Raw genomic sequence first — 14,938 nt, 5'->3', positions numbered from 1 at the left:
ATATTTATATAGTAACGTCTGACTTTACAAAAGACATAACCAATTTGACAGTCGTATCAAATCTATCATTGTAAATAGTGTAGCTTCCTGCTGCTGCCGGTATAACGAAGGTTTCAGCGTAATTGTATACCTGGCTTATACCGCCTTCGGTTTCAACCCTTACCGATTGCCCTTCTACAACCATCCATACATGGCATTTATTGTCGGTTTGTACTTGTACATGTGTATTTATGCTGTACCTGTGTATGTCGTAAAAATGTTCTGCATGCGTTGGCAAATGTTCTAAACTGTAATCACTGTTTTCAGTCAGCAAAGAAGGAACTGATATAAGTTCAGGAACTACTTTATCGCCACTTCTTGAAAAATTTAGATTTTCCATTCCGCGCTCAATATTAATTGGTCGCGGCTTTCCATCAAGATCCAGACGAAGCCAGTCGTACATTTTAAACGTGAATATATATGGAGCAGCGCTAATTTCGAGCACCATATTATTACTACCCGATGCATGTATTGTGCCATTAGGTATTAGAAAGAGATCATGCTTTTTCGCCGTAAACTTTTGTATGTACTTTTCTACATTAAGTTTTTCTACATGCTCCTGACTGTAAACAAGGGCATCATGAAATTCTTTCGGCTCTACACCTTCCTGAAATCCTAAATAAACAACAGGGTCTTCTTTACAATCCAGTATATAATAGGTCTCATCCTGTGTAAAAGGCATACCAAAATGTTCCTTGATATATTTTGGACTCGGATGGCACTGAATAGAAAGATTGCCACCATCGAAAGTATCTAAAAAATCAAAACGTATAGGGAAATCATACTTAAAAATTTCTGCGCAATCGCCTAAAACATCCTGATAACTATTAAACATAAGTGTATCAAAAGATACTTCGAGCTGATATCCATCGCTTTCCAGTAGAAGGCCGTTCTCTAATACCATAAGTTCAAAAGACCATGCAAGATTGCTAACATCTTTATTAATTCCTTCCAGATGATGCATCATCCAGCTGCCTCCCCAAGCTCCCGGTTCAAACCAAGGCCTTGCCCTAAAAACATTTTTAGCCATTGACGATAATCCATCCCTAAGATCATTACCCGTCATGAAAAGGTAATTATCAGGACGCTGCTCATCAACCATAATTGCAATATCAGGCAGTATTTCTTTTTTATGCCTGTTAAGCACGACCCAATCAATAAAAAAGAATCTCTTATAGGTTCGGCGACTATCATTTATGATTGTTACACCTAAGTTGTTTGCCTTACCAGCTCGCGCCCTGAACTGCAGTTCGTTCTTCGGCAAATCGAAATAGACCAGTGGTGCATTCCAGTTTCCTAAAGCCGCTCCAGGGCCAATTAAAATATTTACATCTGCGGATGGGTCCGGTTGTATATGATATAGTTTCTCCCGATCAAACCAGTCTGATAAATGTTTATCGGTAATCTTACCAAAAAGCGGATCGTCACCACCAAGATATGGTTCTAGCATAGTATCTAGTTCTTCCTCTGTCTTCATTGCCGCTTCGGTGTGAAACCAACGCGCTCTAATACCTAATTTTAATAATTCGGCATCCAGACTTTCTACTACAGTATCCCAAAACACACCAATGTATCCATCTATAACTATGTTTTTATGTACTGATATCCATTGTGCAAGAGCCGCTGCTCCCAACTGTATTTTACCATCGCCAATTGGGAATGATGGATATGCATCATAGTTATTTTCTTCATTACTATCTCTCTTTACAGGAGCAAGAAATTGCTCTGTTTTTCGAAATATAATATCCTGTTGTGTTGCATTTTTTGACTTCTCCTGTGCGTAATGGGCTGCACCTATTATAGCTGCCTTATCCCATAATTGGCAAATACTAACTTCTAAATTCGGGAATTTAGAAAAAGATGATGCAATTCTATCTTTAAATAAATGAGCTGCTTCTGCAATACCTCCGCCAAATACAAGACGCTGTGGCTTATACGATTGTATCCAGGGCGAAATAAAATCGATAAAATTGTCTGCAAAAATTGTAAATAAGCTTAAGGCATCAGGATCCTGCTTTTCTGCAAGAGAAGCTATTTCTTTAACGCTTATCACATTCTCACGTCCAAGTTCTTGCCATTGCTGAACAAACCATCGGGTAGAAAAATAATCGTCAGCTATTCCGTTTCTAAATGCAACATTGTATAAGTATCCATTTTCAGGAACTCCATCAGCTTTATCTTTTTGTACTATTCCGGCGTCTAAAAATGTACTGCCAAAACCCGTACCCAAAGTAAAAATTATGCTTTTAGTACTATCCTTTGCTGCACCTGCATAATATTCGCCTATGGCAAAACTTTCTGCATCATTAATAAAATATACCGGACAGTCAACCATTTTGTTTACAGCTGCGGTAATATTCAAACCAAAAAGTGAATCATATTTCTGAACACCATAAATCTTAGAAATTCCGCGCTGGTAATCAAAAGGCCCGGGTATCGCAATGCCAATAGCACTAAGCTCTTCTACCGTTAATTTCGAATTTTGAATTACTTTTCTAATAAGTATATCGAGACTATCGACAAAGTCGCCCGCTGCCAATGACGAAGTGACAGGAATACTGGTATATGACCCATTCACTAAAGACATGTCTGAAGATTGCACAACCGCACCTGATAAATGCGATCCACCGATATCGATACCTAAAAAATATAATGCCATGGTAGTAGAATAAAATTTTATATGTTCATATGTATATACATATTAACTATTACAAAGAAAAGTAATTGAATTAACATCACAAAATATGTTTAAACATTTATCAGTAAAAAAACTAGCTTTGTACATTGTATCAGATATCAAGTGCTTCAAAGGGAAGTAAAACCTCAATTAAAACGTGTACAATTATGTGCGGTGTTTTATAATGAATTCTTATAATGAAAATTAAATTAGACCACAAAAGCCATATACCCTTACACTTCCAGATTGAAGAACAAATCAGGGAAGCAATAAAAAACGAGAAATACCAAAGTGGCGAAAAACTTCCCAATGAGATGGATCTTTCAAAACAATTGGGTATTTCCAGAAATACGTTACGCCAATCGATAAATAAACTGGTATATGAAGGTTTGCTAATCCGTAAAAAAAGGGTTGGTACATTTGTAAAGAAATTGGGCATTACTTCAAGAGCGTCTAATTGGCCAAGCTTTTCGCAGGAAATGAAAACCCTTGGAATAAAAATAAAACTTTTTGACCAGAATATAAGCTGGGCGCTTCCCGATGAAGAATTATTGCAGTATTTTGATATAAAAGATAATACAAAATTGCTTAGGCTGGAACGAATAAGAGGTAGTGAAGAGCAGCCATTTGTACTGTTCATCTCATATTTTAATCCGCGAATAGGACTTACGGGTCAGGAGGATTTTTCACGTCCCTTATATGAAATCCTGGAAAATGATTATAATTCTGTCGCAAAAGTATCTAAGGAAGAAATTAGTGCTGTCAGTGCCACTCAGGAACTGGCAGAAAAACTTCAGGTTAAAGTTGGAGAACCTTTATTAAGACGGAAGCGTTTTGTTTACGATCCGGGTGGAAGGCCTCTCGAATGGAATATAGGATACTACAGGGCAGATAGCTTTACATATACCCTTGAATTTGAACGATAAAGGCGAATTGCTGATGTATTAATTAAATAGTAAATAAATATACATCCGTCATATCAAAGATTAGAAAATTTAATTTTAATCATTAAAACCTTTAATATTGAATAATATCAGTATTAAAAACCATTAATTTAATATAAAAATCGTTTTTTTGGCATAAAATTTGAATTTCAGCTATTGTGATCCAAAATATAAAAAATAGCTATTTAAGTAGGTGCCTGGAGGTGCTCCTTATTGGCTATTTTTTAATTAGTAGTGTCAATGCGTCAGGTACTTTTAATGAACTGCTTACGCAAAATATTCAACAGAACACTACTGCTGGCATTGTAGGTGACATTTTTAAAAAAATATTTAAATGTGATGGCTGCCCCGAAGAATTAGAAGAATATGATGCTAAAACCAAATCGGAAAAAGCAGATAGAGGATTACTCCTGATTGACTATATAGTTCCCGGGCATTTCTCTGTTACAGACAATCACATTAATATAACTTCAAAAGATAAGGCCTTTATTATTAATTCAGTTTTAATAGCGGGCTTTAACAGCAAGATACATTTACCGCCTCCGGAAATTAAATTATAGGTATTCCAAAAAGCTATGTGGTACTAAATAGGATAGTAATTATCTTAGTATCGTATGTGGGAGCATTGCCCAACCCCTATTCTATTAATTTTGTACTTATATAAATTATGACGCCTTTTAAACGTTTTTATAATTTACTTAAGCTAGACAAGCGCGATGTGTATCAGATATTATTTTACGCTGCGTTTGCCGGCTTAGTGAATTTATCACTGCCCCTGGGAGTCCAGGCTATTATTAACTTTATTCAAAGTGGCCAGCTAAGCATATCCTGGATTATACTTGTAATTCTTGTAACACTTGCGGTGGGTTTTTCAGGTATATTAAGCATCATGCAGTTGCGTATCGTAGAAAATCTTCAACAACGCATTTTTGTGCGGTCGTCTTTTGAATTTGCCTATCGAATGCCCTTAATAAAATTTAAGGAAATGCATTCTAATTATGCACCGGAAAAAGCAAACAGGTTTTTTGACACACTTATGGTTCAAAAAGGAACTGCTAAGCTTCTACTCGATTTTTCGACAGCTTTTCTTCAAATTAGTTTCGGTATCATTTTACTCGCTTTATACCATTCCTTCTTTATGATTATAGGATTGCTGTTTATCGCTATCCTGTATATCATCTTTAAATTTTCCTACAAAGATGGTTTAGAAACCAGCTTAAAAGAATCTAAATTCAAATATAAAGTGGCAGCCTGGTTGCAGGAAATAGCACGTAACCGCGACAGCTTTCGTAAAAAAAAGGAGTTTGAATATGCCTTGGACAGAAACGATAAATATGTTAGCGAATATGTAGAGTTTCGCGAAAAACACTTTGGAGTTATGAGAAAGCAGTACATACAGCTTGTAATTTTCAAAGTGGTTGTTACCGCAGCACTTTTATCAATAGGTGGCTTTCTTGTAATAAACCATCAAATGAACATTGGTCAGTTTGTTGCCGCAGAAATCGTTATTGTATTACTTATCAATTCGGTAGAAAAAGTAATTTTCGGACTTGAATCATTTTATGACGTTCTTACTTCTGTTGAAAAAATAGGACAGGTTACTGATATGGAGACTTGCGCTATTCCAACAACAACAGAAAAAACGCAGGATGGAATTAATATAGAGACTGAAAGTTTAGGATATAAGTATCCGGGGAGTGAAAAAAGATCACTCAAAAACATTGATCTCAAAATTTCCCAGGGAGAAAAAATATTGGTTACTGGCGCAAACGGTTCCGGCAAAAGCACATTGCTTCGATTACTTTCCGGCATCCTTGAACCCGAAAACGGTGCCATTTACGTAACCGACGGTTATATGAACAGGCTTGATGAAGGTACATACAGGGCGCAGTCTGGAACACTTTTACAAAGCGAAACACTTTTTGATGGTACCATACGTAATAATATACTCTTTGGGAATGATGCAATTGATAACGAAGATCTTAAATGGGCATTAGAGAAGGTGGATTTGTTACAACATATCAAAACATTTCCTAATGGACTCGAAACTCACATCCATCCCGGTGGTAGTGAACTTTCTGCATCAGATGTACAAAAAATACTACTGGCACGCAGCATAGTTCATAAACCAAATATATTATTCCTTGAGGAGCCTACCAGTATGATGGATGATGTTACATCACAAAAGATAACGGACTTTTTATTATCCGAAGAAAACAACTGGACGGTTTTAGTTGCATCTAAAAACAATATGTACAAAGATAAATGTGACCGTATGATAGCTATAGGCGATGGTAAAATTATTAACGACGTAAAGCTGTAACATTATGCTAAATATATCTAACGATAATCATGTACTTATCACTCCCGGCAAATATAAATCGCTTACCAGTGTTGCTAAAAGGCCACAATATAAATTCTTAAACAGAATTATTATCGGCTTTCTTTTCTTCTTACTAGCATGCCTGTTCCTTCCATGGACTCAAAATATAGACGGTCGTGGTGCTGTTACCACCCTTAAACCGGATCATAGACCGCAAACAGTTCATAATGCAATTGCCGGACGTATCGAAAAATGGTTCGTTCAGGAAGGCGACTATGTAAATAAAGGCGACACAATACTTTTTATATCTGAAACAAAAGAAGACTATTTTGACCCCAATCTTATAGCTAACACAAAACAGCAGGTAGATGCAAAGAAAATGGCTTTTGATTCGTACGGGAATAAAGTAAACTCTCTGGAATTGCAAACTGAGTCACTGGCAAAAGAAAGACAGCTGAAATTACAACAGGCTGAAAATAAGATCAAACAGGCGCACCTTAAAATTAAGAGTGATAGTATGGATCTTGAGGCTGTAAAGACCCAGCTAAGGATTGCAAAAACACAATTTGACCGTTCTACCGCTCTTAATAAGGAAGGTTTAAAACCACTTACCGATGTAGAGCAAAAAAGGTTAAAGCTACAGGAAGCTGAAGCCTATATAATTACACAGGACAATAAACTATTAAGCAGCAAAAACGAACTTATAAATGCCAAGGTCGAAATAAACCGTATCACTGCTGAGTACGCTGAGAAAATATCAAAATCGCAAAGTGACAAGTTTACAGCCCTAAGTACTCAATATGACACTGAGGCACAAGTTAATAAATTGCAAAACCAGTTTGTAAACTATAGTATTAGAAACGGACTGTATTATATCACCGCACCGCAAAGCGGCTATGTAAACCGCGCATTGCTGGCAGGTATTGGTGAAACTATTAAAGAAGGTACTGCCATTGTAAGTATTATGCCTGCAGGTTATGACATCGCTGTAGAAACCTATGTAAATCCGATAGATTTACCACTGGTTCATCGTGGGGCCAAGGTAAGGGTATGGTTTGATGGCTGGCCGCGTGTTGTATTCTCGGGATGGCCCGGGCTATCTTATGGAACATTTGGTGGTAAGGTAGTGGCTATTGAAAATTTCATTAGTCCGAATGGTAAGTACAGAGTACTTGTATCACCTGATGCTGATGAAGAAAAATGGCCAAAAGAATTGAGCATAGGTGCAGGAGCCGAAAGTATCGCTCTTTTGGATACGGTACCAATATGGTATGAGATATGGCGTAACCTAAATGGTTTTCCACCAAATTTTTACAAACCTGATGGTAATGATATTAATAGCAAGGAAAAGAAATAATATGATACGTTCTATCAATATATATATTCTGTTTCTTGTATTGTGCATACAAAATATACAGGGACAGGATTTTAATAAAGACCACTTAAGCTACAGTGAATTTTTAGGATATGTAAAAAAGTATCACCCCGCTGTTAAGCAGGCTAACTTAGAAATTAGTTATGCACAGGCATCGCTTATGGCTGCCCGTGGTGGTTTTGACCCTAAAATTGAAGTGGATTATAATAAAAAAGAATTTAAAGGGACTGAATATTACTCACTTCTAAATAGTAGTTTTAAAATACCCACATGGTATGGTATAGAAATTAAGGCTGGTTTTGATGATACTTCGGGACAATACTTTAATCCACAAAACCGTACTCCTGAAGCCGGGCTTACCGCTTTAGGTATAAGTGTACCATTGGGGCAAGGCTTATTTATAAACCAAAGAATGGCTGATGTAAGAGAAGGCAAATTACAGGTAGAACTTAGCGACGCTCAACGTAAATTAAGAGCGATAGAAGTTCTATATAAAGCTAGTGAAACCTATTTTGACTGGAAAAGAAGCTATAGTGAGGCAGAATTATATAAAAGTTATCTGGGTTTTGCCAGCACACGTTTTAAAGGTGTAAAACAACTGATAGAGTTGGGAGATTCTCCTGCTATAGACAGTGTTGAAGCAGGCATTACAGTTCGTAGCAGGCAGCTGAACCTTGAAAGTGCCAACCTTAAACTGGCAAAAGCAAAACTAAAGTTATCTAACTTTTTATGGATTGAAAATGTTCCTGTTGAACTTGATAACAATGTAAGGCCGGAAGACAACCTTTTAGAGACGTTACAGGAAACACTTAGTATTAATGATATGGCTATTACTGCAGGGGAACTTGAAAGCCATCCTAAAATACAGTCGTTACAAACCAAATTGTCTATACTGGAGGTAAACAGAAAACTTAAGGCAAATATGCTGCTCCCTAAAATTAATGTGGGTTATAATTACCTGTCTGAGCCGGCATATATAGGTAGCTTTAACGCCGAGGATTATAAGTTTAATGTCAATTTTAGTATACCGGTATTTCTTAGGAAAGAACGGGGTAACCTTAGATTGGCAAAGTTTAAGATTCAGGACACACAGTACGAACTGGATCAGGAACGATTGGAACTAAAGAACAAAATAGCGGCTCAGCAAACAGAGATACAATCTCTCAAAAGACAAAAAGATGTAATTGATAATCTTGTAAAGGATTATACTACTATGCTAAACTCTGAAGAAAAATTATTTTCGTTTGGTGAGAGTTCAATATTTTTAATCAATTCCCGTGAAAACAATCTGGTAAATGCAAGGCTTTCGCAAATCAACATTGAAAATCAATATTACATCTCTAATGCCGAATTGTATAGGACATTCGCTAATCCTGATTAATAGTACCATTAGATTACTTTAGAATATATACTAGCGACTATTATTTTGCTACATCCTAATAAACCCAAGCAGCTTACGCTGCCCGGGTTTTTAGTTATGTGGTATCCGTATTTATCGTTTCAATTAGAAATGCGATCTTCCCACTTGGCAATACATTTAGTAGACTTAGCTAACTAGCTAACACTACCGGTTGTCAACAGCTATGTCAACACCATTTAAAGACTAATACCTGTACATATCGTTAAATTTACGTGCGAGAAATAAATTTACATGTTATGAAAATTATACGTATTACAATTGTCTTTATATTTTCCCTGCAATCTTTTATAAGTGTTGCGCAGGAAGCTAATAGCCTGCGTGAGCAAAATGGCTATAGGGAATCTCAGGGTAGCGGAATGATTGCACAACTTATGCGATGGCAAAAGTTTGGCGCAAAACATACTACTGAATCATTTCAGACCCCTCAGGAAAAAATGCTTTTGCAACTGGGAATTCGTCCAACGGTTGTTACAACTCTTGCCAACAACTATGAGTTTTACGGAGGCGAGAGTACTGCCGGCAATAATATTCCTTATGCAATGGTTACTGATGCCCAGGGAAACACCTACATTACGGGCGGAAGTAGTAACGAAAATCAGCCTGCAGGCGATTTCTTTACTATGAAAGTAAGTCCACAGGGAGCTATACTCTGGCAGGTAAGAATTCCGGCAGCAAAGTATGCTGTAGAATACGGTATGAGGCTATTGCTTGATAACGATGGTAACCTTGTAGTAACCGGACTGAAATGGAACGGTAGCGATATGGACATCCTTACCGTTAAATATTCTCCGGAAGGAGTGCAACTATGGACAACCATATTTAACAGCCCCTATGAAGGCATAGATATTCCCACTGCAATTAAATCAGGACCGGATGGCGCAATTTATATTACAGGCATAAGCTGGTCAGGACCATCTTTAGATTATATTACCCTTAAATATAACACGAATGGAACGCTTGCGTGGCAGGCACGTAATAATGGGTCCGGCGGAGAAACCTGGAATGAGGCTACAGCCATTGCAATAGATAATACAGGCAATGTAATAGTTACAGGTTATAGCCCAAACAACGACGGATGGTTAAACTACCATACTGTTAAATATAGTGCCGATGGTACAGAGCTTTGGGTAAGAGACTATAATTATGCGAGTACCGATCCTGAAAATCCTTCGGAAGTAACTAATTCGGTACCCAGATCTGTTACAACAGATAGTGATAATAATGTTTATGTAACCGGTGTTTTTGATACCTTTTTAGGCCGTATAGGTACAATTAAATATAATGCTGCCGGAGAGCAGCAATGGATAGCGACTTACAAAACCGAAGGCGAAAATACACAGGGATGGCAAACTGCATTTAGAGATAACAAGCTATATGTTGCGGGCATCCATAATGGCAACTTTGCAAATAATGGTAATGTACTTTTATCTTATGAGCCGGATGGCACGCAAAACTGGGCTAAAGAAACTACCGACCTTATTGATGCTGCAAACGTACAGCTAATGTTTGATACTCAGGGCAACCCCGTAGTGGCAGCAAAAGGTATGACACCCGGAGCAGAAGAATGGGAACTAAACGTTGCTGCACGCGCTAAAAAATATTCTGTGCAGGGAAACCTGATTGGAGAAGCCGCATTTGTAATTGATACGTCAACGGGCACGGCTAGTATGGGTGATCTGGCAGGAATAGGCCTGGATACCGAAGGCAATGTATACTTTGCTTTAAATTCCTTTTATAGTGAAAACGGCGCTGTGTATGAAACTGTAAAATCAGCATTTGGCACTACAGCCCCAACCCCACTTTGGAATACTGTATATGCCAATACCGCTGCGCCTAATGCTTCTATGCTATATCCTTTTGCCGATGGTAATGGCAACACGTTCTCTACAGGGCAATACTCTACTTTTGCCGATGGTATGCTAAATTCCAACTATTTTCTGGTAAAATATAATGCACAGGGCGCAGTAGCTTGGGAGAAAGTTTATAATACCGAAAATGGCAATCCTGCCGAAGGCATACTTGGAAGAGCGGATAGAAATGGTAATGCTTTTGTATGTCTGCTGCCTCAGTTTGGCGAAGCTTTTAAAATAAAAAAAATGGCTCCAAATGGCCAGGAATTATGGGAAACCGAAATAAGTCTTAATGGCGCTCAGGTACAGGTTATGGAAATAGGTGCCGATGGTTCGGTATACCTTGGTGGCCTGGCCTATGAAAATGAAAACGATCAAAACCGTTCTTTCCTTGGGATAAAACTAAGTGCCTCCGGCGAAGAACTTTGGAGGACTTTTATAGCAAGCAGTACTGCTTCAAACAACATCTACACAATTTCGGCAGGTAAGGTAAACCAGGCAGACGACCTTATATTAACGGGCAGTTGCGGATCAGGCAATTTTATGTCTCAAAATGTAAACCTTACCGTTGTAAAATTTAATAACGATGGCAGTGAAGGCTGGCAAACACCTGTGGCTGTTGAGGGCAATTCGTCATCGGGTACTGATATACTAATCAGTAACAACGGTGCAATTTACACCAATGGTTATGCACAAAATAATGAGACCTATGCGCAAGATATTGTTACCGCAAAAATTAGTGCAGATGGAGCATTAGAGTGGAGCCGCGTTTTTGGCGATAACGATACGAACGAACGCTCTTATACCCTTAGGCAATTTTCTGATGGTGCTATTGCGGTTATCGGCTACAGTCTTGATATAGATGGAAATATAAATAACGAGCTAATTAAATACGATACAGATGGAAATGAAGTATGGGTGTTTGAATCGGAAAGCATGCGATACTACAATGGCTTCCATATTGACGGATCTGATAATTGCTATATCATGAATCAGATACAAAGAGACCCGTTTCCACATAAGATCAACATTTCCCCCTTCCCTATAGCAACACTAATAACTGTAGATGCTTCCGGCAATGGTGAAGAAGAAATTTTTGTAGGCAATGAATATGCAGAATTTTATGGTAAAGGCCTTGTGCCACATCCCGATGGCAGGCTGCTCTTAGCAGGAAACATAGGTAACCAGTCTTTCTTTCAGGGCCTGCATTTTTTTGAAACAGAGCACGATGGCTCATTGGGCCTAGACGATAAAGAAATAATAAGTCAACAAAATAAACTAGGGCAAAATTACCCTAACCCTGTTATAAACAGTACAACTATTCCTTTTTACCTTCTTAGTACAGAAAGAGTAAGTATTAAACTTTATAGTAATGATGGTAAATTAATAAAGGAAATAGCGAACGAAACTTTTGGTGTGGGTAATAATACATTTGTTTTTGATGCGGACGGACTTGCATCGGGCATTTACTTTTACCAGATAACTGCCGGTAAATTTAAGCAGGCACGTAAAATGATCGTAGTACGATAGCACTCCGTAAATCAATAAAAATTTAAATCCCTTTGCATTACTGCTTAGGGATTTATAGTTATATATACAGCGTTAATTCTAAAATGCATAAATTTGAACGCTCAATCCTACTTATGAAAGAGGCCCGTAACATAAACAAGTTTTTTTTTATGCTATCGCTGCTGCTACTTTTAAGTGCATGCCGTGAGGATAATTCAAATAATAAAGATGTAGTAAATAAAACTGTAGTAAACAAATCAGACTTGCTTACCAACCTTGGTAACGAAGAATGGCGAATGGGCAATTACCAAGAAGCATTAAAATACTTTACACAGGCTTATAACAAAGTAAAAAGTACCGGAAATGAGCAGCAAATGGCCACCCTGCTTAACAATCTTGGGCTGGTACACTGGAGGCTTGAGAACAATACCTCGGCAATGGAATGCTATAGTGAAGCGGAAAAACTGGCGGAAAAGCTTAATATGCAACGCTTGCTTGGCCTAACCTTTACGAACCGTTCGCTCATTCTTAAAGAGCAACGTAACTTTACCGAAGCATTTAAGTATAATAACAAAGCAATCGCAATTTTTAAAGAACTTGAAGAGCCAAGGGATCTTGCTATTGCTTATAACAACCAGGGGCAAATTTACCGTTTTGGCAATCAAACAGAACAGGCTCTTACTCACTACGGCCTATCTTTAAAAGAGTGCCAGAAGATAAATTATACAGAAGGTATGGCAACGGCCTATCAAAATCTCAGTACAATATACACAACAAAGGCAAATCCGGACAAAGCTTATTATAATGCCCATAAAAGCCTTGCTCTTAGTCTAAAGCTAAACAGCAAAGTGCGCATTAGCGAAGCATATAGCGAGTTATCCAGGATACATGAACGTTTTACCCAACCGGATTCGGCATTGTATTATTTTAAAAAACATTATGACCATGAGAAGGAACTGATGGATGCAGGCCAAAGTGAAATGCTTTCACGCTACCAGGCAAAAATGGGTGTAGAGGTAAAAAACCTGCAAATACAAAATTTACAGAATGAACGTCAGATCGCGAATAACAGGCTATGGTTTATTGCTATTGGTATCCTGATAGCACTACTCATTACTGCCTTTTTGCTTTATAGATATTTTTCTAAAATGCGCTTTAAAAAAACACAGCTTGAAGCAGAACTTGAGAATTCGCTAAAGATAATAGAAGTAAAGGAACAGGAACTAAAAACCTATATTATAGACCTTTCTAAAAAGAACAACATTATAGGCAATTTACAAACTGACACTACTATTAAACTGATTAAGGATACAGAAGACGAAGAGGTTGCTGATTTGTTAGGTCAAAAGATACTTACCGATGAAGACTGGCGAACATTTAAAATAAGGTTTGGTTCTATATATCCGCATTTTTTTGCCAGAATTAATGAAAGCCACATTATAATTACAGAAGCAGAGATCCGTATATTGGTACTTATGCGCTTAAATCTTAAAAGTAAAGAAATGGCTAACATACTTGGTATTTCACCACAAAGCGTAAGGGTTTGCAAAATGCGCCTTAAGAAAAAACTACTCATACAGGATTATGAAACTGTTGAAGATTTTTTACAGCATATTATTAAATAAACTGGCTCTGTAACATCTGTTTGTCAAAATAAAAAAATCCGGGTAATGTAACCTTAGGCTGCCCCTTACCTATTCTTTTTTTGACTTCATTTTTTCCTCAATTGTATCTATTGCTTTAGTCGTTACAGAAGCGTTGCACTCTTTTCAAGCTTATTTTCTTTAAGGTAAAGAGCAACATATTCCAGTATCGTTTCTCTTTCCTGCTGCAGGACCAAAAAAGAATTAATGTGGAATTCTTCTCCTTCATCACTAATATGAATGATATCAGTATATCCTTTGGATATGATACTACCCTTTAAACCAAGTATGCTTTTGTGCTGCCTGTTATCAAGTTCTTTCTTTACCCTTAAGCGTACAATTGTGTCCATTGTATAGTACTTTATATTATTGTTTATTAATTATTCGCAACGCAGCCATTTCTTTTCGCATACCCTGCAATACATCTCTTATCGTCTCGGGACTGTCATCAGGTTCAAATTCTTTGGTAGCGATACTACAAGCGTATTCCCATATCTCTAACACATCAGATGCTTTTACTGTATAGGGCGGATAAAATGTATTGTCAGATTGCAGCATGAGGCTGTTCCTGCCATTCTTATTCAGCCTTTTATATACAATTCCCTGGTCCCGGGTAAGCAATATATATGTCCTGCCATCGGTAACATGACCCAGCTGCTCCACATAACGCCCAATAATAAAAGAGCCTTCTTTATGCGGCGGCATAGAATCGCCTTCTACCGGAAATGCCCTGAATTTTCCATTACCTAAAAAGGGTAGCGAAACATGCTGCAATCCCTCAATAAATTCAGGATCACTATAACCATTCAGATAACCGGCTTTCGCTTTATGCGGAACAATCTCTATGATATTCTCCCCTTTACTGTCTACCGTTATTGGCAACAATATACGGTTATCATCCAGCTTGATAAGATTGGTAATATCTACCTTACGGATATCAACGGAAAGCAAAAGGTCTACACTTACATTATAATATCTTGAAAGGCGCAGCAGGATTTCATAAGGCGGTTCCGAGGTGCCGTCTTCATATTTCACATAGCGACCACGGGTTATAACCAATGCACCGGCAATATTTTCCTGAGAAATATTTTTTTGATTTCTCAGGTGCCTAATATTATCAGAAAATAAAGACATAATTATTTTGTTATAATTTGTAAC

General features: G+C 37.6%; 10 protein-coding genes. 7 read left to right on the top strand and 3 right to left on the bottom strand.

The features are described 5' to 3' along the window. Positions 1-4: 4 nt before the first annotated feature. Entirely contained in the window at positions 5-1,780 is a 1,776-nt protein-coding gene (locus ALW18_17255; protein AOE54468.1) for a hypothetical protein, read from the bottom strand. Between the two features lie 1,133 nt (positions 1,781-2,913). Here ALW18_17255 and ALW18_17250 point away from each other — a divergent pair. From ALW18_17250 to ALW18_17220, 7 genes are all read left to right on the top strand, one after another. Continuing rightward, positions 2,914-3,642 carry a GntR family transcriptional regulator gene (locus ALW18_17250; protein AOE54099.1) on the top strand — a complete coding sequence of 243 codons (729 nt, stop codon included), beginning with the start codon at positions 2,914-2,916 and terminating at the stop codon, positions 3,640-3,642. Between the two features lie 176 nt (positions 3,643-3,818). After that, positions 3,819-4,220, top strand: coding sequence for a hypothetical protein (locus ALW18_17245; protein AOE54098.1), 402 nt, complete (start codon positions 3,819-3,821; stop codon positions 4,218-4,220). 107 nt (positions 4,221-4,327) lie between these two features. Continuing rightward, a complete protein-coding gene (locus ALW18_17240; GenBank protein ID AOE54097.1) occupies positions 4,328-5,983 on the top strand; it encodes an ABC transporter ATP-binding protein in 1,656 nt (551 codons plus the stop codon). Positions 5,984-5,987: 4 nt separating this feature from the next. Further along, entirely contained in the window at positions 5,988-7,340 is a 1,353-nt protein-coding gene (locus ALW18_17235; GenBank protein ID AOE54096.1) for a biotin attachment protein, read from the top strand. A 1-nt stretch (position 7,341) separates the two neighbouring features. Next, positions 7,342-8,739, top strand: a complete 1,398-nt coding sequence (locus ALW18_17230; protein AOE54467.1) for a transporter — start codon at positions 7,342-7,344, stop codon at positions 8,737-8,739. Positions 8,740-9,014: 275 nt separating this feature from the next. Further along, a complete protein-coding gene (locus ALW18_17225; protein AOE54095.1) occupies positions 9,015-12,158 on the top strand; it encodes a hypothetical protein in 3,144 nt (1,047 codons plus the stop codon). A 113-nt stretch (positions 12,159-12,271) separates the two neighbouring features. After that, positions 12,272-13,762 carry a hypothetical protein gene (locus tag ALW18_17220; GenBank protein ID AOE54094.1) on the top strand — a complete coding sequence of 497 codons (1,491 nt, stop codon included), beginning with the start codon at positions 12,272-12,274 and terminating at the stop codon, positions 13,760-13,762. A gap of 122 nt (positions 13,763-13,884) precedes the next feature. Here ALW18_17220 and ALW18_17215 read toward each other — a convergent pair whose 3' ends face one another. Together ALW18_17215 and ALW18_17210 are read right to left on the bottom strand one after the other, a co-directional pair. Beyond that, the gene (locus ALW18_17215; GenBank protein AOE54093.1) at positions 13,885-14,130 is read right to left on the bottom strand and encodes a hypothetical protein; all 246 of its coding nucleotides are present in this window, start codon (positions 14,128-14,130) and stop codon (positions 13,885-13,887) included. Between the two features lie 16 nt (positions 14,131-14,146). Continuing rightward, on the bottom strand, positions 14,147-14,914 hold the full coding sequence (locus ALW18_17210; protein AOE54092.1) for an XRE family transcriptional regulator: 768 nt from the start codon (positions 14,912-14,914) through the stop codon (positions 14,147-14,149). Positions 14,915-14,938 lie beyond the last annotated feature (24 nt).

This window comes from Flavobacterium psychrophilum, from assembly GCA_001708385.1.
GTDB lineage: Bacteria > Bacteroidota > Bacteroidia > Flavobacteriales > Flavobacteriaceae > Flavobacterium > Flavobacterium psychrophilum_A.
This window is presented reverse-complemented; position numbering and strand designations above follow the sequence as displayed.